Consider the following 23,146-nt stretch of genomic DNA (forward strand, 5'->3'; position numbering starts at 1 on the left):
AACACCTTCTACAGCGCTCTGGCTCATACCTCAGTTTAAAAACAGATTGTTTTTCCACATGGCAATATAGGTGCCCTGAGCAACAGGCACGAGGAAAAACAGCACCAGATAGCCACCGAACACCACCACATACGACAACAAAAACAGATAGCTGCGGCGCTTTATAAATAGCGAGTTGGCACAATGTAAAATATTAAAGAAAATAATCACTCGCAACAGCCGGATAAAAATCTCAGATTCGAAATACAGCACAAGAAAAAACAATGAGAAAATATTCAAATTCAGAATGAAGGCTAGTTCCTTATCGCGCCCCGCCGAGCAGTCTACTCTGCTGAGACTCTTGCGCTCCCCCATCACTGCCAGTACGAACAAGACAAACGATACGAGATGAGTAAGGACGTTCGCCAGTATACTCTTCCAGGTCGTATTATAAAAATTAAAATGGCTTGCCACACTGTCCGGCAGGGGCACCACGTACCGGGCGATTACATAGCATGCTATGAATGTCAGGTAGCACAGGAAAAATCTCCCAAGCGGCACCACCCGATCCAGCGGCATAAAAATAAACACCATGAACATCAATGATGATTGATGCATGGCTGTTGCCAGCACGATTAGCAGCGCGTACTTGACCCGGCAATACTTATGCCCTTCAAAGAGGATAATCATAGCCTGTAAGAAAATAGCAAAGGCCAGAAAATTTCGCATCAACACAAAGTCGAGCGAAAAAAAGCACACCATGTAAATAAGAATAGACAGAAACGGCGACACTGTTCGTTTGACGATATACCTAAAGACCAAGAACAGCGTGACCAGCGAAATCAAGATCTGGAACGACTGAAATGAAAGCCCAGACTGGCTAGCGAGTATATTCAGATAACCATAGCCTACCTCACCACCCCAACTGGCATAGGTATCACGCGTATGGTAATACAGTTCATACGCGTCCCTGTCGCCGTTCCAGGAGTTCCAGCCATAGAGCCCCCACATTATCAAAAACACCAATAATGCTAGAAAGATGGACAGTGAACGTTTCTTGTACATCCGCATCACTTCCCGAAAAACCGACTCTTTAGAAAGCTTACTATACTTTGGGTTTTCTTGATTCCAAGGCGCTCCCGGATGAAACGAGAGGTTCTGGAGCGCAACGAAAAGAACCCGGGATTCAATATTATTTTCGCAACAGGCACTTCAAAACCCACGTCCAGAAGTACACTCTGTGGGTGTTTCAAGGGAAACTCCATTGCCTTGGTCTGAATCCCGCAGAACCGCTCCACCATCACGTCCGCCAAGCTATTACCGCCATGCGTGGAATCATTATCAACGCCAATGTTTTTTATCTGATTATACTTTGGCACCACGGCATAGACGTTATGCACACGCATCGAAAAGCTCATCTGGTAATCCCAGGAGTAAAACTTTCCACGCGTCGCCTTGGCGTCCAGTTCGTATTCGAAGTTATACTTATCCTGGTAGTACAGTTTCTTGTAAAGGTATTCGCCTTTAAGTCGCTCCTGCACATACGTGTTCTGCCAAAGCGTGAGTTCACCATCATAAAACTTATTGAATTTGTGCGCCCATGACGCCCAACCACACGGCATCATATTCTTGCTGAACACGTAACTGGAACCGTCGGCAGGTTCGTACTCTTTCAAATAGTTTGTACCGCAAATCCACAACACTCGCGTATCATCTTGATACTTGGCCAATACCTCTTCACAGAACTTGAAAAACGACAGTTCCGGCAAATTATCATCTTCGAGAAAAATAGCGAACTGTTCGCGCTCAAAGACCCATTTCGCGCCTTCGGCGATGTTTGCATAAACCCCTATATTCTCGTGTTCATATTTTTTTATGACCTCACAATCCCATGTGATCGCACCCTCAATAGCTTCCCTGCACTTCGCAGCCTGAGCCTTCTCCTCTTCGGTACGCCCACCATCGGCCAGCAGGTAGAGCCTGGCAGGCGCCACCTTGGAGATCTGCTTGATGACCTCGAGAGGCTTATCTATTCTCTTGAACAGAAATAAAACCACTGGAATATTAAACGGGTCCATTATTTTCTCGTACTCCAACTCTCACAGAGGGGCTTTCATCCAGCAACACACCGGCTGGCGGCCTGACCATACAGCGCATAACGACCTGCCTTGACAGACTAATACCCCTCCACTTTTTTTACCAATGAGTAACTATAGACAATTTCCAGCAGGGCCGAGCTGACAAGCGCCAACACCACAGAATAGACGCTCCAGCTGACCATCAGGTAAGCAGCACAAAAACTATAGAACGATATCACCGACACCACTTGGTTTCGCAAGACAAGGTCGTAGCGCTGGTGCGGCACATAAATGAAATAGATATGACTGCCGACAATCAAAAATGTCATTATGTTAAAACTCAACATGATCGACAAGTAATAGGCATCGTGCATATCATGCACCGACACGAGGTCCACCACCCAGTAACCGCCGACCACCACAGAAAGAATACATAGCAGCCCGACAAAAAACTCTATCTTGATTACCTGACTGACTACATTTTTCTTGGCTTTCTTTACCATGATGGGAAACAGAGCCGCGTTTATATTAGAGGCCAACAAGCTGGGCACCGAAAATATTTTATTCGCCAGATCATAAATAGCCAGCTCTTTCATCCCGAAGAAAGAGCCAATGATAATTTCAACACTTTTTTGCTTGAGTGTATTCGTCGCCGTCGACCAAAAAAACGGTTGAACCTGCTGAAGCAACTGCTTCAGACTTGAGAATAATGGCCACGCCAACGCTTGACCGCTCATGTGAACAGCCACAACAAACGCTACCGCCGACGCAATCACGTTGGTGAAGACCACAATGGCTGTATAAACTGCTATATCACCCTCGCCACTGATGGAAAAATAGATCAGCGGCAGAGATAGCAATTTAAAAGACAGCTGGATCAACGTCAGCACCTTCATTTTCTGCAAGCCATGAAAGTACCAGGTCGGTAAAAATATACACGACAGGGTATTGGCAAAGCATAAAAAGAACAGCGTGCTGTTGGATTTTAAAAAATCGATATTCAGCACCAAAGCGACGAACACAATCAGCGCCAATACCTCCAACAACACTTTCGCCAGTGTCACTGAAGACAACAACGAGGCATGTAAATGCCTGTCGTCCTGGCTCAGCGAAACGAGTTTGGCGGCATGCATATCAAAACCAAAATTTATGAACACCATAAAATAGGTTGCGATACTTGTGGCAAACACGAACAACCCATAATTATCAACACCCACCGTATTAATGACAAACGGGTAGATCAGGATATAAAAGAACGAGTTCATGACTTGCAAAATAGTCATATGGGAATAATTACTGATTACCCTCATATTTTGCTGTAGTAGTATTTTTATAGCAGCAAAATTCAACCAACACCTCACAAAGTTTTAACCACCTCAAAGCTCCCTTCAACTCAACACCCGAGGCTGCTGAAATCGCCGGGGCAAGCCTGAAGGAAACCTACACCGGAAATCAACTAAAACAAAGATTTTTCCCGTCTAAGCAGGCACAGCTCAGGCAAAGCCTCCAATGAGCAGCCCCGCACTCGATGGAGTAGTAGAATATCCAACATCGGTAATATTTTGTAAGAAAAAGCTGAAAGCTGCTGCCTATACGCATTAAGCGTACAAAAACCCGCTCAACGGCTTAACAACCTACTCCTTGAAAAGCTATTTCCGACTTGCAGCGCAATTGTACCCTTCAGTCCATGCTGCTGCAGCCAGCATGACTTTCGGTTAACTAGGCAGAAGGGTGAGAGTGTAGCAGGCGATTCAGACTATCCATGCCTAATGTGCAAAGAAACGCCTGGTAGATGGACAGCAAGACCCGCTAGACAGGGTTTAACCTGTTCCGCGCAGCATCAAGGTGCCATCATCAAGAATTGCGCACTTGGAAGGATCGATTATGCACAGGTATAAGCATCGTGCAAAAGCTGCTAAATGCCATAAGCATCCGCTCTAGAAGGGAACTGCGTGGTTGCCATACAAGGAGTTTGAAAATATAGGCATCAAACTACACCCTTCACATATCACTTGGGGCGAGGCCCGCATGATGGGTGTAGATACGAACAGAAGGACTAACGCTCTGACGGCTTCGACCGACGCCGACCGTTAACGCGCAACAGCACGCCTAGTACAGGGCCGATAACCATCCCTACGATCAAGGACAGCACCATGAACACAGATGCCGGCATCTGCATGGTGGACCAGCCCAGGAATGAAACAGAGACCGCCTGCTGGTTTTCCAGCACAAAGCCCAAAACCACCAGCGCGACAATCAGCACCGATAAGACCAGAACAACGCGCTTAACCCCACGCATAATTTACTCCTACCTCAAAAAGACTCAGACGCCTTCTTCCTCGTCTTCGTTCACACGATCGCGCAATTCCTTGCCCGGCTTGAAGTGAGGCACAAACTTACCGTCAAGGCTCACGGATTGCCCGGTTTTCGGGTTGCGACCTACGCGCGGTGCGCGGTAGTGCAGGGAGAAACTGCCGAAACCACGGATCTCAATGCGGTCCCCGGTAGCGAGGCACTGGGACATCTGTTCAAGCATAGTCTTGATAGCCAGCTCTACATCCTTGGATGAAAGCAGCCCTTGATGGGTGACAATTCGTTCGATCAACTCCGACTTCGTCATATTTTTCCCTTCTTTTTCAAGCAGCTAGGAAAAGCGCTTCGAAGGTTTTAGCATGACTTGGTGAATTTGAACAGCCCACCTGCCAACTTATCTGCGGCGCCCTTGGGAACCCGCTACACATGCTTGACCCGCTCATTTACAGATCACCAGCATGGTGCGAGTGACAGCGCCAGCAGGGTTCCAGCCGAACAGGTAGTCGCCCTCCTCGTCCTTGGCGTCACTGGAACGAGTGATGACCTTATAGCCCTGCATCTTGCACTCACGGGCGGCACGCTTCTCACACTTGCCCCAGTTGCTGCCAAGCCCCGAGCAATCGATCTCGATGCCGCTGACGCCGCGCTTGGCGTGGGTTATGGCGCTGGTGGCGGTGCAGCCTGCAAGCAGCGCCACTGCGAATAATACGATGAGCCTGTTCATTCAAATCCTTATTGAAACAACAACACGGCGGAGCCTGTGTTAAGAACTATAGCCAGCTCTGACACTGGGCCGCACACCTTGGTTCTAACTTGTTGATTCAACGAATTTCAGGCACAAAAAAGGGCGACCGAAGTCGCCCTTTTTCTATGGTCTGACAGAACTTAGTTCTGCTTTTCCATTTGTGCACGCAGCAGGTCGCCCAGAGTGGTAGGACCAGCAGCAATTTCAGAGGTAGCTGGCTTGTCGCGCAGGCTCTGGATTGCTTCTTTCTCTTCAGCATCGTCTTTCGACTTGATGGAGAGCTGGATTACGCGGCTCTTGCGGTCAACGCTGATGATCTTGGCTTCTACTTCCTGGCCTTCTTTCAGAACGTTACGCGCATCTTCAACGCGGTCACGGCTGATTTCGGAGGCTTTCAGAGTCGCTTCGATATCGTCGGCCAGAACGATGATGGCGCCTTTAGCGTCAACTTCTTTCACGATGCCTTTAACGATTGCGCCTTTGTCGTTGTCCTGAACGTATTCAGAGAACGGATCGCTTTCCAGTTGCTTGATACCCAGGGAGATACGCTCGCGCTCTGGGTCAACCGACAGGATAACGGTGTCCAGCTCGTCGCCCTTCTTGAAACGACGAACAGCTTCTTCGCCGACTTCGTTCCAGGAGATGTCGGACAGGTGAACCAGGCCGTCGATGCCGCCGTCCAGACCAATGAAGATACCGAAATCGGTGATCGACTTGATGGTGCCGGAGATTTTATCGCCCTTGTTGAACTGGCCAGAGAAATCTTCCCATGGGTTAGATTTGCACTGCTTGATGCCCAGGGAGATACGACGACGCTCTTCGTCGATGTCCAGAACCATAACTTCCACTTCGTCGCCGACTTGTACGACTTTCGAAGGGTGGATGTTTTTGTTGGTCCAGTCCATTTCGGAAACGTGTACCAGGCCTTCCACGCCTTCTTCCAGCTCTGCGAAGCAGCCGTAGTCGGTCAGGTTGGTAACACGCGCGGTTACGCGAGTGCTTTCTGGGTAACGAGCTTTGATAGCAACCCATGGATCTTCGCCCAGCTGCTTCAAGCCCAGGGAAACGCGGTTACGCTCACGATCGTACTTCAGAACCTTGACATCGATCTCGTCGCCAACGTTGACGATTTCGGAAGGATGCTTGATACGCTTCCAAGCCATGTCGGTAATGTGCAGCAGGCCATCGACGCCACCCAGATCGACGAATGCGCCGTAATCGGTGAGGTTCTTGACGATACCTTTGACTTGTTGGCCTTCCTGCAGGGATTCCAGCAGAGCTTCACGCTCGGCGGAGTTCTCTGCTTCCAGGACGCTGCGACGGGAAACGACAACGTTGTTGCGCTTCTGGTCGAGTTTGATGACCTTGAATTCGAGTTCTTTGCCTTCCAGGTGCGTGGTGTCGCGCACAGGACGAACGTCGACCAAAGAACCTGGCAGGAACGCACGGATGCCGTTAACGTCGACAGTGAAGCCGCCTTTAACCTTACCGTTGATAACGCCCTTGACCACTTCTTCAGCTGCGAAGGCTGCTTCGAGAACAATCCAGCATTCAGCGCGCTTGGCTTTTTCACGGGACAGCTTGGTTTCACCGAAACCGTCTTCAACCGAGTCCAGAGCAACGTGAACTTCGTCACCGACATTGATAGTCAGATCGCCAGCATCGTTGTAGAACTGTTCCAGCGGGATCAGAGCTTCAGACTTCAGACCAGCGTGAACGGTTACCCAGCGAGCTTGGTAATCGATATCAACGATAACACCGGTGATGATGGAGCCTGCCTGAAGGTTCAGGGTTTTTAGGCTTTCTTCAAAGAGTTCCGCAAAGCTTTCGCTCATTTTAATTCCTGTTGATAAGGGCGAAGAATACGCCCATCTCCACACCCCAGACGGTGTGGGTCAGTTTCAGTTAAAAGAAGCCACCGCAGGACTATGACTGGTCCCCTGCGGCCTTCTTGATCACCCGGCGATATCGCGAATGGCGATTTCACTCAAGATGCGTTCCAGCACCTGCTCGATGGACAACTCCGTGGAATCCAGCTGTATGGCGTCAGCCGCCGGCTTTAGCGGGGCTACCGCACGCTGGGTATCACGCTCATCGCGTGCACGGATCTCATCTAGCAGACTCGACAGACTAACACCATCGACTTTGCCCTTCAACTGCAAGTAACGGCGGCGAGCACGCTCCTCGGCGCTGGCGGTCAGGAAAATCTTCAGCGGCGCGTCGGGAAATACCACCGTACCCATGTCACGGCCATCAGCGACCAGGCCCGGCGGCTCCTGAAACGCCCGCTGGCGCTGCAGCAATGCGTCGCGCACGGCCGGCAGCGCGGCAACCTGGGAGGCCCAGGAGCCGACTTGTTCGTTGCGCAGATCATCGGTCACGTCATCACCTTCGAGGATGATGCGCTGCGGGTGACCTTCCGTCGCGCCGACGAACTGCACATCAAGGTGCGCCGCCAGCAGCTTCAGGGATTCTTCGTTGGTCAGGTCGACGCCATGGTTGCGTGCGGCAAAGGCCAGCAGGCGGTATAGCGCGCCGGAGTCCAGCAGGCACCAGCCCAGGCGCTTGGCCAGAATGCCGGCGATCGTGCCTTTGCCCGAGCCGCTTGGCCCGTCGATGGTAATCACCGGTGCTTTGATATTCACAATTGAGCCTCTTGGGCAACACGGATGCCGACGTGGGCACACAGTGTAAGAAAGTTCGGAAAAGATGTAGCTACGTTGGCGCAGTCACGGATACGAATCGGCGCCGTCGCCCGTAGGGAAGCCACGCTGAAGGCCATGGCGATGCGGTGATCACCATGAGATTGCACTTCGCCACCGCCCATTGGGCCGCCGTCAATGATAATCCCATCAGATGTCGGTTCACACTTCACGCCGAGGGCCAGCAGACCGTCGGCCATGACCTGGATGCGGTCGGACTCCTTGACCCGCAGTTCTTCGGCGCCACGCAGCACGGTGCGCCCTTTGGCACAGGCCGCCGCCACGAACAACACCGGGAATTCGTCGATCGCCAGCGGCACCAGGGCCTCAGGAATCTCGATGCCTTTTAACTCAGCGGCGCGCACGCGCAGGTCGGCAACCGGCTCACCACCCACTTTACGCGGGTTTTCCAGGCTGATATCCGCACCCATCAGCCGCAGGATATCGATCACGCCGGTGCGCGTCGGGTTGACGCCTACGTGCTCCAGCAACAACTCGGAGCCTTCGGCAATCGAAGCCGCCACCAGGAAGAACGCCGAAGAGGAAATATCCCCCGGCACTTCTATATGGGTCGCCGTCAATGCGTGGCCCGACTCAACAGACGCTGTAGCCCCCACCACGCCAACCGGATAACCAAAGCCGCGCAACATCCGCTCGGTATGGTCACGGGTTGGCGCAGGCTCGGTCACTGAGGTCTTGCCCTCGGCATACAATCCGGCCAGCAATAGGCAGGATTTAACCTGTGCACTGGCCATCGGCATCGAATAATCCAGGCCCTTGAGCGCCTGACCACCGTGAATCGTCAGCGGCGGGCGCCCGTCCGGCCCGGTCTCGATCACTGCACCCATTTCCCGCAGCGGCTTGGCCACGCGGCTCATCGGGCGCTTGGACAGCGACGCATCACCGGTCAACACGCTGTCAAAGCGTTGCGCCGCGAGCAACCCGCAGAGCAAACGCACCGACGTGCCGGAGTTACCCAGGTAGATCGGCCCCGGCGCCGGCTGCAAACCGTGCAAACCCACACCATGGATCGTCACGCGCCCATGGTGCGGCCCTTCAATGACCACGCCCATGTCACGAAACGCCTGCAGGGTTGCCAGGGCATCTTCGCCTTCGAGGAAACCTTCGACTTCGGTCACGCCGTCGGCCAATGAGCCCAGCATGATCGAGCGATGGGAGATCGACTTGTCGCCCGGCACCCGGATCTGCCCGCTCAAGCGGCCACCCGGGTTGGCGAGAAAGGTCTGCTCATCGGCGTTCACAGCGGTTTCCATGTAGGCCCGGCGCGCCAGGATCTTGCTGAAATGCTCACGCGCCACCCGCGCACGGGTGAACACGCCCAATAATTGATGGCCATCCCCCGCATCCACCGCATCGCGCAAGGCGTCGAGGTCACTGCGGAAGGTGTCCAGGGTGCGCAACACGGCTTCGCGATTGGCGAGGAAGATGTCGTGCCACATCACCGGGTCACTGCCGGCAATCCGCGTGAAATCGCGAAAGCCGCCGGCGGCGTAACGGAAAATCTCAAGGTTTTCGTTGCGCTTGGCCAGAGAATCCACCAAGCCAAAGGCCAGCAAGTGCGGCAAATGGCTGGTCGCCGCCAACACTTCGTCGTGGCGCTCAACCTGCATGTGCTCGACATCCGCGCCCAACTCGCGCCACAGGCGATCCACCACCGCCAAGGCCGCCGGATCGGTCTGCTCAAGCGGCGTCAGAATCACCTTATGGCGACGGAACAACTGCGCATTGGACGCCTCGACGCCGCTCTGCTCGGAACCGGCAATCGGATGGCCCGGCACAAAACGCGCCGGCATGCCGCCAAAGGCGAGTTTGGCAGCGCGCACCACATTGCCTTTGGCACTGCCGACGTCCGTGAGGATCGCCTGGCCAAGGTCCATGCCCGCCAGCAAGGCCAGCAACTTCTCCATCGCCAGAATCGGCACGGCGAGCTGGATCACATCCGCGCCCTGGCACGCCAGCGCCAGGTCTGCCTCACAGCGGTCCACCACACCCAGCTCCACCGCCAGCTTGCGCGATTGCGGGTCCAGGTCCACACCGACCACCTCGCCACACAGCCCGCTTTCACGCAGGCCTTTGGCGAAGGAGCCACCGATCAACCCCAGGCCGACCACCACCAGGCGACCGATCATAGGCACAGCAGGTTGCAATGCAGTGACATCAACCACGAGCCAGAACCTTGGCCAACGCCTCCAGGAAGCGGCTGTTTTCAGCCGGCAAGCCAATGGTGATACGCAGGTGGTTCGGCATGCCGTAGTTGGCCACCGGGCGCACGATCACGCCCTCACGCAGCAGGCCCTGGAACACCGGTGCGGCGACCTGGCCGAGGTCCACACAAATGAAGTTGCCCTTGGAAGGAATCCAGCCCAGGCCCAGCTCACGGAAACCTTCTTGCAGCTGCAGCATGCCACTCTCGTTGATGCGACGGCCTTCTTCCAGGTACTCGGCATCCTTGACCGCCGCACACGCCGCCGCCAACGCCAGGCTGTTGACGTTGAACGGCTGGCGCACACGGTTGAGCACATCGGCAACCACCGCGGTGGACAAGCCGTAACCCACGCGCAGCGATGCCAGGCCGTAGGCCTTGGAGAAGGTGCGCGACACCAGCAGGTTCGGGTAAGCCGCCAGGAAGTCCAGGCCGTCCGGCAGGTCGCTGCCTTCGGCGTACTCGATGTAGGCTTCGTCCAGCACCACCAGCACGTGCTCGGGCACATCCTGCAGGAAGTCGTTCAGCGCCTGGGCGTCAAACCAGGTACCGGTCGGGTTGTTCGGATTGGCGATAAACACCACGCGGGTTTGCGCGTCGATGGCCGCCAGCATGGCCGGCAGGTCATGGCCCCAATCCTTGGCAGGAATGACGCGGGCGTCAGCCCCCACAGCCTGGGTCACGATCGGGTAAACGGCGAACGCGTGCTCACTGAACACCGCATTCAGGCCTGGCGCCAGGTAAGCACGGCCGACCAGCTCAAGAATGTCGTTGGAACCGTTGCCCAACGTCACCTGGTTCAGCTCGACGCGGCAGTTTTCCGCCAGCAACGACTTGAGGGCGAAGCCATTACCGTCCGGGTAGCGGGTCAGCTCGGTCAATTCTTCACGAATGGCCGCCAACACCTTGGGGCTTGGGCCCAACGGGTTTTCGTTACTGGCCAGCTTTACGATCTTCGACGGGTCCAGGTTCAACTCACGCGCCAGCTCGTCCACAGGCTTGCCTGGAACGTAAGGCGACAGTTGTTGCACGCCCGGCTGAGCCAGGGCGAGGAAGTTGCCACTCATGTTAAAGCCTCACAAAACCGCTTTCGGGTAAGAGCCCAGCACCTTGAGTGCCACGGCTTCCTGACTGATTTTCTCCAGCACACCTTTGACCAGTGGGTCGCGGTGGTGGCCGATGAAGTCGATAAAGAACACATAAGTCCATTTACCGCTGCGCGAAGGGCGAGTTTCAATTCGCGTCAGGTCAATCCCGTTATCGTGGAACGGCACCAGCAGCTCGTGCAGCGCGCCAGGCTTGTTGCTCATGGAGACGATGATCGAGGTCTTGTCGTCGCCAGTGGGCGGCACTTCCTGGCTGCCGATCATCAAGAAGCGCGTGGAGTTGTCCGGGCGGTCTTCGATTTTTTCGGCCAGGCGCGTCAGGCCATACAGGCCCGCAGCCATGTCACCGGCGATAGCCGCCGAATTCCACTCACCCTTGACCCGCTTGGCCGCTTCGGCGTTGCTGGACACCGCCACGCGCTCGACATTCGGGTAATGCGCGTCCAACCACTTGCGGCACTGGGCCAGCGATTGGGCATGCGAGTAGATACGGCTGATGCTGTCGGTCTTGGTGTTCTCGCCCACCAACAGGTGGTGGTGGATACGCAGCTCAACTTCGCCGCAGATCACCATGTCGTGCTCAAGGAAGCTGTCCAGCGTGTGGTTGACCGCGCCTTCGGTGGAGTTTTCCACCGGCACTACGCCAAAATTCACCGCACCGGCCGCCACTTCACGGAACACTTCGTCGATGGCCGCCATCGGCTTGCTGATCACCGCGTGGCCGAAGTGCTTCATGGCCGCCGCTTGGGTGAAGGTGCCTTCCGGGCCGAGGTATGCCACTTTCAGCGGCTGCTCCAGCGCCAGGCACGACGACATGATTTCACGGAACAACCGCGCCATCTCTTCGTTGCCCAACGGGCCTTTATTGCGTTCCATCACACGCTTGAGTACCTGGGCTTCACGCTCAGGCCGGTAGAACACCGGCACTTCGCCTTCGGCCAGGGACGCCATCTTCACGCGGGCGACTTCCTGGGCGCAGCGCGCACGCTCACTGATCAGCTCCAGGACTTTCTCGTCCAGGCTGTCGATGCGTACACGCAGGGCCTTGAGTTCTTGCTCAGACATTAGCCGTGTTCCTTTTCGAACTCTGCCATGTAGGCAACCAGCGCGTTGATCGCGTGGATGTCGACAGCGTTGTAGATGGAGGCGCGCATGCCACCGACCGAACGGTGGCCCTTGAGGTTCAGCAGGCCGCGCGCGTCGGCACCGGCCAGGAATGGCTTGTCCAGGCGGTCATCGGCCAGACGGAACGGCACGTTCATCCACGAGCGGTCGGTGAGGTTGATCGGGTTGCTGTACAGGCCGCTGGCGTCGATGAAGTCGTACAGGGTGCGCTTCTTCTCTTCGTTGAGCTTGCCCATGGCGGCAACACCGCCCTGCTCTTTCAGCCACTCGAACACCAGGCCCGACAGATACCAGGCGAACGCCGGTGGCGTGTTGTACATCGAGCCATTATCGGCCGCGACCTTGTAGTTGAGCATGGTCGGGCACAGCGAACGCGCGCGGCCCAGCAGGTCTTCGCGGATGATGTTGACCAGGATGCCGCTCGGGCCGATGTTTTTCTGCGCACCGGCGTAGATCATGCCGTACTTGGACACATCGATCGGGCGCGAGAGGATGTCCGAAGACATGTCGCACACCAACGGCACGTCGCCCACTTGCGGCACCCAGTCGAACTCCAGGCCGCCGATGGTTTCGTTGGCCACGTAGTGAACGTAGGCCGCGTCTTTGGACAGCTTCCACTCGTTCTGACCGGGAATGGCGAAGTAGTCGTAAGGCTTGGCGGTGCCGGCCACGTTGACGTGACCGTAGCGCGAAGCCTCTTCAATCGCTTTCTGGCCCCAGATACCGGTGTCGATGTAGTCGGCAGTGCCGTCTTCCGGCAACAGGTTCAGCGGAATCTGAGCAAACTGCTGACTCGCGCCGCCTTGCAGGAACAGCACTTTGTAGTTGGATGGGATGTCCAGCAAGTAGCGCAGATCCTGCTCGGCCTTGGTGGCGATGGACACAAACTCATCGCTGCGATGGCTCATTTCCATCACGGAGAGGCCTTTTCCATGCCAGTCGAGGAGTTCACCCTGCGCACGCTGCAGGACTGCTTCAGGAAGCGCCGCGGGACCGGCACAGAAGTTATAGGCTCTCTTGCTCACATCCAATCTCACTCTGATCTGGTTGGGGCTGCAATCATGTTCGGCAACGGCCTTGCGCTGGAGCGAGCCCTTGTGGGAGCTGGCTTGCCTGCGATACAGGCACCTCGGTAGTTGCAGTGATACCGCGGTGATGCTATCGCAGGCAAGCCAGCTCCCACAGGGATCGAAGCCAGACTAAAGACCTGTATTTCAAAGGGGACACAAACAACAAGGGGGCGAATCTTCATCCGCCCCCTGTGTGTCCGCTTATTCCTGCGGTTCTTCTTCGTCTGCGGCAGCATCGAGGGTTGGCTCGTCGACGTTGTCATCGCCTGCTGCGATCACCTCGCCATCGAATACCGCACCTTCTTCGCCTTCCAGCTCTTCGCCTTCGACTTCCGATGGCTCCTGGACGCGCTCCAGGCCTACCAGCGTTTCGTCGCTGGCCAGCTTGATCAGCGTCACGCCCTGGGTGTTACGGCCCAGGCTCGACACTTCAGCCACACGGGTACGCACCAGAGTGCCCTGGTCGGAAATCAGCATGATCTCCTCACCATCAAGCACCTGCACTGCGCCAACCAGACGGCCGTTGCGGTCGTTGCTGACCATGGCAATAACGCCCTGGCCGCCACGCTTGTACTCGGGGAACTCGCTGATGGCGGTCCGCTTGCCATACCCACGCGCCGAAGCGGTAAGGATCTGGCTGCCTTCTTCCGGGATCAGCATCGAAATCAGCTTCTGCCCTTCCGGCAGACGCATGCCGCGCACACCGCGGGCGGTACGGCCCATGGCGCGAACGTCGGATTCCTTGAAGCGTGTCACTTTGCCGCCGTCGGAGAACAGCATGACTTCACGCTCGCCGTCGGTGATGGCCGCAGAGATCAGTACGTCGCCTTCGTCCAGCTCCAGGGCGATAAGGCCCACGCTGCGCTGGCGACTGAAGGATTCCAGCGGAGTCTTCTTCACGGTGCCTTTGGCGGTGGCCATGAAGATGAAGTGACCTTCGGTGTATTCCTCGACCGGCAGCATGGTGGTGATGTATTCATCACTGTCCAGCGGCAGCAGGTTGACCAACGGACGACCACGGGCAGCGCGGGAGGCTTCCGGAATCTCGTAGGTCTTGAGCCAATACACCTTGCCTTTGCTGGAGAACAGCAACAGCGTGGTGTGGCTGTTGGCAACCAGCAGGTGAGCGATGTAGTCCTCATCCTTCACGCCGGTAGCCGATTTACCTTTACCGCCACGACGCTGAGCCTGGTACGCAGCCAATGGCTGGGTCTTGGCGTAGCCACCGTGGGAGATGGTCACCACACGCTCTTCTTCCGGGATCATGTCACCCAGGGTCAGGTCGAGGCGCGCATCGAGGATCTCGGTGCGGCGCACGTCGCCGTATTCGGCGCGGATCACTTCCAGCTCTTCGCGGATCACTTCCATCAGGCGCACAGCGCTGTTGAGGATGCGGATCAGCTCGCCGATCTGGTTGAGAATCTCCTGGTACTCGGCCAGCAGTTTCTCGTGCTCCAGGCCGGTCAGGCGGTGCAAACGCAGCTCCAGAATGGCCTGGGCCTGTTCCGGCGACAGGAAGTACTTGCCGTCACGCAGGCCGTATTGCGGGTCCAGGGTCTCCGGGCGGCACGAATCGGCACCGGCACGTTCAACCATCGCCACGACGGCGCTGGATTCCCACGGCATCTTGATCAGGGCTTCCTTGGCTTCCGACGGCGTCGGCGAAGCCTTGATCAGCGCGATCACCGGGTCGATGTTCGACAGCGCTACCGCCTGGCCTTCCAGGATGTGGCCGCGCTCGCGGGCCTTGCGCAGTTCGAACACGGTGCGGCGGGTGACCACTTCGCGGCGGTGACGCACGAAGGCTTCGAGCAGGTCCTTGAGGTTCAGGATGCGCGGGCGGCCGTCGATCAGGGCCACTACGTTGATACCAAACACGCTTTGCAGCTGGGTCTGGGCGTAGAGGTTGTTGAGGATCACCTCAGGCACTTCGCCACGACGCAGCTCGATCACCACGCGCATACCGTCTTTGTCAGACTCGTCGCGCAGTTCGGTGATGCCTTCGAGCTTTTTCTCTTTAACCAGCTCGGCGATCTTCTCGATCAGACGCGCCTTGTTCAACTGGTAAGGCAGTTCGGTGATAACGATCTGCTGGCGGCCACCGACCTTGTCGATGTCTTCGATCATCGAGCGGGCGCGCATATAAATGCGGCCACGACCGGTGCGGTAGGCTTCGATGATGCCGGCGCGACCGTTGATGATCGCGGCGGTCGGGAAGTCCGGACCGGGGATGTATTGCATCAGCTCGTCGACGGTCAGCTCAGGATTGTCGATGAGGGCCAGGCAACCGTCGATGACTTCACCGAGGTTGTGTGGCGGGATGTTGGTGGCCATGCCCACGGCGATACCGCTGGAGCCGTTGACCAGCAGGTTGGGAATACGGGTCGGCATGACGGCCGGGATCATCTCGGTGCCGTCGTAGTTCGGCACCCAGTCCACGGTTTCTTTGTGCAGGTCGGCCAGCAGCTCGTGCGCCAGCTTGGTCATGCGCACTTCGGTGTATCGCATGGCCGCAGCGTTGTCGCCGTCGACCGAACCGAAGTTGCCCTGGCCGTCTACCAGCAGGTAGCGCAGGGAAAACGGCTGGGCCATCCGAACGATGGTGTCGTACACCGCAGTGTCGCCGTGAGGGTGATACTTACCGATCACGTCACCGACAACACGGGCAGATTTCTTGTACGGCTTGTTCCAGTCGTTACCCAGCTCGCTCATCGCGAACAGCACACGCCGGTGCACGGGCTTCAAGCCATCGCGCGCATCAGGCAGTGCCCGCCCGACAATTACGCTCATCGCGTAGTCGAGGTAGGACTGTTTCAGCTCGTCTTCGATATTGACCGGGAGGATTTCTTTGGCCAGTTCGCCCATGAGAAGCCTGATTCCTTTTTCGGGTGAAACCTCGTCACATCCATATGGGACGAACGAAGCTCGCCGCTGCCGGCAGAGTGCCTGACAACGACTTACGACAAATCAACGAGTTATGACACGGATCTGCACGTTATGGGCAACCCCTCGGGGCTGCCCTGGAAACCGCCGGATGTTATCACAATCGCCGCCACGCACCTATCCCCCTGATGCGCATGGAGGCTAGTAATTTGACGGATGACAGGCTTGAGGGGGACGAGAGAGGCTCAGAGCGGGGTGGGTGGTGTTTTTTGAGGGTGGATCCAAGGGTTTTATTGACTTACAGGGCCAATCGCGAGCAAGCCCGCTCCCACATTTTGAATGTATTCACAAAACAAAGGTGGGAGCTGGCTTGCCTGCGATAGCGATCCAACAGCCACCAAAGCCCTCAATGCAGGCGCTTACGGCACATCAACCTGGCCAGCTTGGCGGTATCAGGCCGTTCGACGATGCCTTTTTCGGTCACGATCACATCGATCAGGTCCGCCGGCGTCACATCGAAGACCGGATTAAACGCCGCAACCTCCAGCCGCTGACCGCCCACCTCCAGCAACTCCGCCGCATCGCGCTCCTCCAGGCTGACATCCTCACCAGTGGCCAGCATCAAATCGAGCGTCGAACTGGGCGCCACCACCATAAAACGCACGCCGTGGTGCATGGCACACACCGCCAATTGATAAGTGCCGATCGGGCCGATCACATCACCATTGGCCGCAATGCAGTCGGCGCCGACCACGACCCAGGTCACGCCTTTGGTCTTGAGGATATGCGCACCGGCCGAGTCAGCATTGACCGTGGCCGGGATGCCATCACCCGCCAGCTCCCACGCGGTCAGCCGCGAACCTTGCAGCCAGGGGCGGGTTTCATTGACGTAGACATGTTCGACCAAACCCTCCAGGAACGCCGCGCGGATTACCCCAAGGGCCGTGCCCACGCCGCCGGTGGCCAGGGCGCCCGCATTGCCATGGGTGAGGATCGCCTGGGCGTTGCCCTGGTGCTTGCGGATACGGTCGAGGCCCAATTGGGCCATGACCAGGTTGGCTTCGCGGTCGCTTTCATGGATCGCAATGGCTTCTGCTTCCAGCACCGCCAGCGGGTCGGCGTGCTTTTTGACCCGATCGAGGCGGTCACGCATGCGCTTCAAGGCCCAAAACAGGTTCGCGGCGGTCGGACGGCTATCGGCCAGCAACGCGTAGTCTTCTTCCCATGCCGCCTGCCAGTCACCGCCCTCGGCGATCCGCTCGCGGGCGGCCAGCACCAGGCCGTAGGCGGCACTGATGCCGATGGCCGGCGCGCCACGCACGGTCATAGTGCGAATGGCCTGGGCGACGTCAGCCACCGTAGTGCAGGCCACCCAGGTTTCCCGTGAGGGCAAGGCACGCTGATCGAGCAGGTGCAGTGCGCCATCACGCCAATCAATGGCCTTCACTTTCTCTGCAGCTAACAGTCGGTCGCGCATCCCTTACCCCGCACTCATGAACAAAAGCCGCCGATTATAGCGATCCGCCAGCCAGGACGCTCGGGTATACTTCGCCCTTCTTTTATAGCTGCCTGGGAAGAAGCCTGCGATGACCTCCACTGCCGCCCCGCTCGACTTATTGCTGCTGCCAACCTGGCTGGTACCTGTCGAACCCGCTGGCGTGGTGCTCAAGGAGCACGGCCTGGGCATCCGTGACGGGCGCATTGCGTTTATCGGGCCACGGGCGGCGGCCTTGAAGCTTGCGGCCAACGAAGTGCGCGAGCTGCCGGGCATGCTGCTCAGCCCCGGCTTGATCAACGCCCACGGCCACGCGGCGATGAGCCTGTTTCGCGGCCTGGCCGACGATCTGCCGCTGATGACCTGGCTGGAAAAACACATCTGGCCCGCCGAAGCCAAATGGGTCGATGAAGCCTTCGTGCGCGACGGCACCGACCTGGCCATCGCCGAACAGCTCAAGGGCGGCATCACCTGCTTCTCGGACATGTACTTCTACCCCAAGGTCGCCAGCGACTGCGTACACAACAGCGGCATGCGCGCGCAGATCGCGCTGCCGATCCTCGACTTCCCGATTCCCGGCGCCAGCAGCGCCGATGAGGCGATTCGCCAGGGCGTGGAGCTGTTCGGCGACCTCAAGCACCACCCACGCATCAAGATCACCTTCGGCCCCCACGCGCCCTACACTGTAAGCGATGAGAACCTGGAAAAAATCCGCGTGATCGCCGAAGAACTGGACGCCGCCATCCATATGCATGTGCACGAAACCGCCTTCGAAGTGCAACAAGCCGTGGACAAGACCGGCGAACGTCCGTTGGCGCGCCTGGGCCGCCTGGGCCTGCTCGGCCCACGCTTCCAGGCCGTTCATATGACCCAAATCAGCGAGGACGACCTGGCTTTGCTGGTAGAAAGCAACACCAGCGTCATCCATTGCCCGGAATCGAACCTGAAACTGGCCAGCGGCTTTTGCCCGGTAGAGCGTCTGTGGCAGGCTGGCGTGAACGTGGCCATCGGCACCGACGGCGCGGCCAGCAACAATGACCTCGACCTGTTGGGCGAAACCCGCACGGCGGCGATGCTGGCCAAGGCTGTCGCGGGCTCGGCCACTGCCCTGGACGCCCATCGCGCCCTGCGCATGGCTACGCTCAACGGGGCACGTGCCATGGGCCTGGACAGCGAGATTGGCTCGCTCGAAGTCGGCAAGGCGGCGGATATCGTCGCCTTCGATCTTTCGGGGCTGGCGCAACAACCGATCTACGACCCGGTCTCAACGCTTATATATGCCACCGGACGCGAGTGTGTGAAACACCTTTGGGTCGCCGGCAAGCAGTTGCTCGACGACCGGCGATTGACCCGCATGGATGAACAACAGTTGACCGCCACGGCCATCGCCTGGGGCCAACGGATCAGCGGGCACAGCGAATAACGAAGGTCTTGAACCGCGCCGTTCAGGACTGAATAACCGATTTATCAGATTTAGAGGATTCACCATGAGCAACGTCGACCACGCCGAAATCGCCAAGTTTGAAGCCCTGGCCCACCGCTGGTGGGACCGCGAAAGCGAGTTCAAACCGCTGCACGACATCAACCCGCTGCGCGTCAACTGGATTGACGAGCGCGTCAACCTGGCGGGCAAGAAGGTGCTGGACGTCGGTTGCGGCGGCGGCATCCTCAGCGAAGCCATGGCCCAGCGCGGCGCTACCGTGATGGGCATCGACATGGGCGAGGCACCGCTGGCCGTGGCCCAACTGCACCAGCTGGAATCCGGCGTGAGCGTCGAATACCGCCAGATCACCGCCGAAGCCCTGGCCGAAGAGATGCCTGAGCAGTTCGACGTGGTCACTTGCCTTGAGATGCTCGAGCACGTGCCAGACCCGTCCTCGGTGATCCGCGCCTGCTTCCGTATGGTCAAGCCAGGCGGCCAGGTGTTCTTCTCCACCATCAACCGCAACCCCAAGGCCTACCTGTTCGCGATCATCGGCGCCGAATACATCATGAAGCTGCTGCCGCGCGGCACTCACGACTTCAAGAAATTCATCCGCCCAAGCGAGCTGGGCACCTGGAGCCGTCAGGCGGGGCTGACTGTCAAAGACATCATTGGCCTGACCTACAACCCGCTGACCAAGCACTACAAGCTGGCGAGCGACGTTGACGTCAACTACATGATCCAGACCCTGCGCGAGGAGTAAGCCTGTGAAGTTGCGAGCAGTTCTCTTCGACATGGACGGCACTTTGCTGGACACCGCCCCGGACTTTATCGCCATCTGCCAGGCCATGCGCGCCGACCGAGGCCTGGAGCCGATCAACCCCCAGCATATCCGCGATGAAATTTCCGGCGGTGCGCGGGCGATGGTTGCCGTGACCTTCTCGATGGACCCCGAATCGCCTGGCTTTGAAGCGTTGCGCCTGGAGTTCCTGGAGCGCTATCTCAAGGGCTGCGCAATCCACAGCAAACTGTTCGACGGCATGGCCGAGTTACTGGAAGACATCGAGAAATCCAAACTGGTCTGGGGCGTGGTCACCAACAAACCGTTGCGTTTTGCCGAACCGATCATGCAGCAACTGGGCCTGGCCGAGCGTTCGGCGCTGCTGATCTGCCCGGACCACGTGAAGAACAGCAAGCCAGACCCCGAGCCGCTGATTCTGGCGTGCAAGATGCTCGACCTGGACCCGGCCAGCGTGTTGTTCGTGGGCGATGACCTGCGCGATATCGAGTCTGGCCGTGACGCCGGCACCCGCACCGCAGCGGTCACCTTCGGCTACATCCACCCGGACGACAACCCACGCAACTGGGGCGCCGACGTGGTGGTGGACCATCCGCTGGAACTGCGCAAGGTGCTCGATAACGCACTGTGCAGTTGCTGATTGTGCAAGGCACTCACTAGCACTGAGATCACTGTGGGAGCTGGCTTGCCTGCGATAGCGGTCTGCCAGCTAGCACTTGCGCTGGCTGATACTCCGCCATCGCAGGCAAGCCAGCTCCCACATGAAATGGATTCCACTTCAAGGCCTGTATTCGCTTGAATTCTGTCGAGGTTTTTATGTTTGATTACTCCGCACGTCCAGAACTGCTCAAAGACCGGGTGATCCTGGTGACCGGTGCCGGTCGCGGGATTGGCGCGGCAGCGGCAAAAACCTATGCCGCCCATGGCGCCACCGTGTTGCTGCTGGGCAAGACCGAAGCCAACCTGGCCCAGGTGTATGACGAGATCGAAGCGGCCGGCCAGCCGCAGCCGGTGGTGATCCCGTTCAACCTGGAAACCGCCCTGCCCCATCAATACGATGAGCTGGCAGCGATGATCGAAAAAGCATTCGGCCGCCTCGACGGCCTGCTGCACAACGCCTCGATCATCGGCCCACGCACGCCGATCGAGCAGTTGTCCGGTGAGAATTTCATGCGCGTGATGCACGTAAACGTCAACGCGATGTTCATGCTGACCAGCACACTCTTACCACTGCTCAAGCTGTCCCAGGATGCGTCGGTGGTGTTCACCTCCAGCAGCGTCGGGCGCAAGGGCCGGGCGTATTGGGGCGCTTATGGGGTGTCGAAGTTTGCCACCGAAGGCTTGATGCAAACCCTGGCCGATGAGCTGGAGGACGTGGCTTCGGTACGCGCCAACAGCATCAACCCGGGCGGCACACGCACAAGCATGCGTGCCCAGGCGTACCCAGGGGAAAACCCGATGGAAAGACCTGCGCCGGAAGACATCATGCCGGTGTACCTGTACCTGATGGGGCCGGACAGTGCCGGGATCAATGGGCAGGCGTTTGATGCGCAGTAAGCACTGACACTGTTCACCTGAAACAACATAGAACCCAATGTGAAACTGGGTTCATGTGGGAGCTGGCTTGTGTGGGAGCTGGCTTGCCAGCTCCCACACAAGCCAGCTCCCACATTTGCTTAGCGGTGACCGTTAGTTCTTCACCACTTCCTCAAGGGTAAAACGCCCCAGCGGATTCTGCAGGAAGTTACTCACATTCTTGCGTGAGATGTTGATGTACGGGCTGTAGTACAGGTCAATCCAGTTCACATCCTGCTTCGCCAGCTTCTGCAACTCCACATACATCTGCTCACGCTTGACCGGGTCGGCCTCGATCCGCGCCTGCGCCACCAGCGCCTTGACCTTGTCGTTCTTGTAGCGGGTCATGTAGTTCTGGTTGGTGTCATGGCCGAGCACGAAGGTGGTCTTCTGGTCCGGGTCGAGGATGTCGTTGGTCCAGTACATCACCGAAATATCGTACTCACCGTCCACCAACATCTGCCAGCTTTGGGTCGGGTCGACCTTTTGCAGGTTGGCGGTCACGCCGACCTTGGCCAACTGGTCCTTGATGATCACCGCAATCTGCTCGTCAGCTTCGTTGCCGGCGTTGACCACGTAGTTGAGTTTCAAGTCCTTGGCGCCAGTCTCTTCCAGCAGTTTCTTGGCGGCGGCTGGGTCATACGGGCGTTGCAGGTTGTTGGCGTAGTGGTACAGCGAGCCTTTGGGGATGTAGGAATAAGCCACGGTGCCTTGGCCGTAAGTGGCGGTCTTGACCAGCGACTGTTTGTCGATGGCCATGTCCAGCGCCTCGCGCACTTGCGGCTTGGCCAGCAGGCCGTGGGCGTGGTTGATCAGCAGGTGATCTTCGCGGGTCGACGGGTCGGCGTGGATCACTACGTTGTTGTCTTTCTTCAGCTCTTCCACGCGAGAGAACGGCACGAAGATCGCCGTGTCCAGCTCGTTGTTCTGCACCATGCGCATGCGCGTATTGTCGTCGGTGACCGAGACCCACTCCACGCCATCCAGGCTCACGTTATTGGCCTGCCAGAAGCTCGGGTTCTTCTTGAGGATCACGCGATCGCCCTTGCGCCATTCCTCCACGGTAAACGCGCCGGAGGTCACCGGGTTTTCCGAGTAGGCGTCTTCGCCCATCGTGGTCATGGCTTTTTGCGACAGGATCGATACCGTCGGCGAGGCCAGTTGCGAGAGGAAGGCCACCGCCGGGGTTTTCAGCGTGACGACCAGGGTCTGCGGGTCGCTGGCCTTGGCCGTGTTGATCAGGTTGAACGGATCTGCCCACAGCGACGCCTTGTTGTCGCGGATGCGCAACAGGCTGAACGCCGCGTCATCGGCGGTGATCGCCGAGCCATCAGAGAACTTGGCGTTACGCAGTTTGAAGGTGTAGGTCAGGCCGTCCCTGGAAATCTCCCAGCTTTCAGCCAGGCCCGGTTCCATCTTGGTGCCCAGGTTATCCACGCGCACCAGGGTGTCGTAGACGTTGGCGAACACCCACGTGTCGCGGTTCTGTGCGCTTTTGATCGGGTCGAACGTGGTGCTGTCTTCACGGCAGCCGATGGTCAGCACGCCGGCGGCGTGGGCCAGCCCGGCAGTGAGGGACCAGGCGGTCAATGTCGCGGCGGCGAGCAACTTCAAGTGGCGCGATTGCAT

The 23,146-nt window shown here is 57.8% G+C and carries 19 protein-coding genes; 4 read left to right on the top strand and 15 right to left on the bottom strand.

The features are described 5' to 3' along the window. Positions 1–30 precede the first annotated feature (30 nt). The 14 genes from P5706_RS23845 to mtnA all read right to left on the bottom strand — a co-directional run bounded on the left by P5706_RS23845 (position 31) and on the right by mtnA (position 17,702). Complete coding sequence (locus P5706_RS23845; RefSeq protein WP_285682164.1) at positions 31–1,044, bottom strand: EpsG family protein; 1,014 nt, start codon at positions 1,042–1,044, stop codon at positions 31–33. Positions 1,045–1,049: 5 nt separating this feature from the next. Further along, the gene (locus P5706_RS23850; protein ID WP_285682166.1) at positions 1,050–2,057 is read right to left on the bottom strand and encodes a glycosyltransferase family 2 protein; all 1,008 of its coding nucleotides are present in this window, start codon (positions 2,055–2,057) and stop codon (positions 1,050–1,052) included. Between the two features lie 98 nt (positions 2,058–2,155). Next, positions 2,156–3,340: an oligosaccharide flippase family protein gene (locus tag P5706_RS23855; RefSeq protein ID WP_285682168.1), complete on the bottom strand. Its 1,185-nt coding sequence runs from the start codon at positions 3,338–3,340 to the stop codon at positions 2,156–2,158. 773 nt (positions 3,341–4,113) lie between these two features. Next, a complete protein-coding gene (locus P5706_RS23860) occupies positions 4,114–4,356 on the bottom strand; it encodes a LapA family protein (protein ID WP_285682170.1) in 243 nt (80 codons plus the stop codon). 24 nt (positions 4,357–4,380) lie between these two features. Beyond that, positions 4,381–4,677, bottom strand: a complete 297-nt coding sequence (ihfB, locus tag P5706_RS23865; protein ID WP_003218804.1) for an integration host factor subunit beta — start codon at positions 4,675–4,677, stop codon at positions 4,381–4,383. Positions 4,678–4,809: 132 nt separating this feature from the next. Then, complete coding sequence (locus P5706_RS23870; protein WP_285682172.1) at positions 4,810–5,094, bottom strand: hypothetical protein; 285 nt, start codon at positions 5,092–5,094, stop codon at positions 4,810–4,812. Positions 5,095–5,255: 161 nt separating this feature from the next. Next, the gene (gene rpsA, locus P5706_RS23875; protein WP_200433269.1) at positions 5,256–6,950 is read right to left on the bottom strand and encodes a 30S ribosomal protein S1; all 1,695 of its coding nucleotides are present in this window, start codon (positions 6,948–6,950) and stop codon (positions 5,256–5,258) included. 120 nt (positions 6,951–7,070) lie between these two features. Continuing rightward, positions 7,071–7,760, bottom strand: a complete 690-nt coding sequence (gene cmk / locus P5706_RS23880) for a (d)CMP kinase (protein ID WP_016971485.1) — start codon at positions 7,758–7,760, stop codon at positions 7,071–7,073. Next, positions 7,757–9,967, bottom strand: coding sequence for a bifunctional prephenate dehydrogenase/3-phosphoshikimate 1-carboxyvinyltransferase (locus tag P5706_RS23885; RefSeq protein WP_285682816.1), 2,211 nt, complete (start codon positions 9,965–9,967; stop codon positions 7,757–7,759). The genes cmk and P5706_RS23885 overlap by 4 nt, the downstream gene beginning before the upstream one ends. Before the next feature lie 28 nt (positions 9,968–9,995). Continuing rightward, a complete protein-coding gene (hisC, locus tag P5706_RS23890) occupies positions 9,996–11,108 on the bottom strand; it encodes a histidinol-phosphate transaminase (RefSeq protein ID WP_138449030.1) in 1,113 nt (370 codons plus the stop codon). A gap of 9 nt (positions 11,109–11,117) precedes the next feature. Beyond that, complete coding sequence (gene pheA, locus P5706_RS23895) at positions 11,118–12,212, bottom strand: prephenate dehydratase (RefSeq protein WP_003172650.1); 1,095 nt, start codon at positions 12,210–12,212, stop codon at positions 11,118–11,120. After that, positions 12,212–13,297 carry a 3-phosphoserine/phosphohydroxythreonine transaminase gene (gene serC / locus P5706_RS23900; protein ID WP_285682177.1) on the bottom strand — a complete coding sequence of 362 codons (1,086 nt, stop codon included), beginning with the start codon at positions 13,295–13,297 and terminating at the stop codon, positions 12,212–12,214. Before serC ends, pheA begins: the two co-directional genes overlap by 1 nt. A gap of 246 nt (positions 13,298–13,543) precedes the next feature. Then, on the bottom strand, positions 13,544–16,207 hold the full coding sequence (gene gyrA / locus P5706_RS23905) for a DNA gyrase subunit A (protein WP_200433272.1): 2,664 nt from the start codon (positions 16,205–16,207) through the stop codon (positions 13,544–13,546). 424 nt (positions 16,208–16,631) lie between these two features. After that, complete coding sequence (mtnA, locus tag P5706_RS23910; RefSeq protein WP_200433273.1) at positions 16,632–17,702, bottom strand: S-methyl-5-thioribose-1-phosphate isomerase; 1,071 nt, start codon at positions 17,700–17,702, stop codon at positions 16,632–16,634. 109 nt (positions 17,703–17,811) lie between these two features. Here mtnA and P5706_RS23915 point away from each other — a divergent pair, with 109 nt between their 5' ends. From P5706_RS23915 to P5706_RS23930, 4 genes are all read left to right on the top strand, one after another. Then, a complete protein-coding gene (locus tag P5706_RS23915; RefSeq protein WP_285682180.1) occupies positions 17,812–19,143 on the top strand; it encodes a TRZ/ATZ family hydrolase in 1,332 nt (443 codons plus the stop codon). A gap of 64 nt (positions 19,144–19,207) precedes the next feature. Then, the gene (gene ubiG, locus P5706_RS23920) at positions 19,208–19,906 is read left to right on the top strand and encodes a bifunctional 2-polyprenyl-6-hydroxyphenol methylase/3-demethylubiquinol 3-O-methyltransferase UbiG (protein ID WP_285682182.1); all 699 of its coding nucleotides are present in this window, start codon (positions 19,208–19,210) and stop codon (positions 19,904–19,906) included. Positions 19,907–19,910: 4 nt separating this feature from the next. Then, positions 19,911–20,582, top strand: coding sequence for an N-acetylmuramic acid 6-phosphate phosphatase MupP (gene mupP / locus P5706_RS23925; RefSeq protein WP_200433275.1), 672 nt, complete (start codon positions 19,911–19,913; stop codon positions 20,580–20,582). Positions 20,583–20,758: 176 nt separating this feature from the next. Further along, positions 20,759–21,499 carry a YciK family oxidoreductase gene (locus P5706_RS23930; protein WP_056857233.1) on the top strand — a complete coding sequence of 247 codons (741 nt, stop codon included), beginning with the start codon at positions 20,759–20,761 and terminating at the stop codon, positions 21,497–21,499. Between the two features lie 132 nt (positions 21,500–21,631). Here the strand turns inward: P5706_RS23930 and P5706_RS23935 are convergent, their stop codons facing one another. After that, positions 21,632–23,146 carry an ABC transporter substrate-binding protein gene (locus tag P5706_RS23935; protein WP_285682186.1) on the bottom strand — a complete coding sequence of 505 codons (1,515 nt, stop codon included), beginning with the start codon at positions 23,144–23,146 and terminating at the stop codon, positions 21,632–21,634.

The sequence above is a fragment of the Pseudomonas sp. ChxA genome, assembly GCF_030263855.1.
GTDB classification, from domain to species: domain Bacteria; phylum Pseudomonadota; class Gammaproteobacteria; order Pseudomonadales; family Pseudomonadaceae; genus Aquipseudomonas; species Aquipseudomonas fluorescens_CB.

What these genes read in the sequence shown, in the direction of transcription:
- P5706_RS23845 (WP_285682164.1), bottom strand. Translation starts at nt 1,044, where the DNA reads ATGTACAAGAAACGTTCACTGTCCATCTTTCTAGCATTATTGGTGTTT.
- P5706_RS23850 (WP_285682166.1), bottom strand. Translation starts at nt 2,057, where the DNA reads ATGGACCCGTTTAATATTCCAGTGGTTTTATTTCTGTTCAAGAGAATA.
- P5706_RS23855 (WP_285682168.1), bottom strand. Translation starts at nt 3,340, where the DNA reads ATGACTATTTTGCAAGTCATGAACTCGTTCTTTTATATCCTGATCTAC.
- P5706_RS23860 (WP_285682170.1), bottom strand. Translation starts at nt 4,356, where the DNA reads ATGCGTGGGGTTAAGCGCGTTGTTCTGGTCTTATCGGTGCTGATTGTC.
- ihfB (WP_003218804.1), bottom strand. Translation starts at nt 4,677, where the DNA reads ATGACGAAGTCGGAGTTGATCGAACGAATTGTCACCCATCAAGGGCTG.
- P5706_RS23870 (WP_285682172.1), bottom strand. Translation starts at nt 5,094, where the DNA reads ATGAACAGGCTCATCGTATTATTCGCAGTGGCGCTGCTTGCAGGCTGC.
- rpsA (WP_200433269.1), bottom strand. Translation starts at nt 6,950, where the DNA reads ATGAGCGAAAGCTTTGCGGAACTCTTTGAAGAAAGCCTAAAAACCCTG.
- P5706_RS23885 (WP_285682816.1), bottom strand. Translation starts at nt 9,967, where the DNA reads ATGATCGGTCGCCTGGTGGTGGTCGGCCTGGGGTTGATCGGTGGCTCC.
- hisC (WP_138449030.1), bottom strand. Translation starts at nt 11,108, where the DNA reads ATGAGTGGCAACTTCCTCGCCCTGGCTCAGCCGGGCGTGCAACAACTG.
- pheA (WP_003172650.1), bottom strand. Translation starts at nt 12,212, where the DNA reads ATGTCTGAGCAAGAACTCAAGGCCCTGCGTGTACGCATCGACAGCCTG.
- gyrA (WP_200433272.1), bottom strand. Translation starts at nt 16,207, where the DNA reads ATGGGCGAACTGGCCAAAGAAATCCTCCCGGTCAATATCGAAGACGAG.
- mtnA (WP_200433273.1), bottom strand. Translation starts at nt 17,702, where the DNA reads ATGCGCGACCGACTGTTAGCTGCAGAGAAAGTGAAGGCCATTGATTGG.
- P5706_RS23915 (WP_285682180.1), top strand. Translation starts at nt 17,812, where the DNA reads ATGACCTCCACTGCCGCCCCGCTCGACTTATTGCTGCTGCCAACCTGG.
- ubiG (WP_285682182.1), top strand. Translation starts at nt 19,208, where the DNA reads ATGAGCAACGTCGACCACGCCGAAATCGCCAAGTTTGAAGCCCTGGCC.
- P5706_RS23930 (WP_056857233.1), top strand. Translation starts at nt 20,759, where the DNA reads ATGTTTGATTACTCCGCACGTCCAGAACTGCTCAAAGACCGGGTGATC.
- P5706_RS23935 (WP_285682186.1), bottom strand. Translation starts at nt 23,146, where the DNA reads ATGCAATCGCGCCACTTGAAGTTGCTCGCCGCCGCGACATTGACCGCC.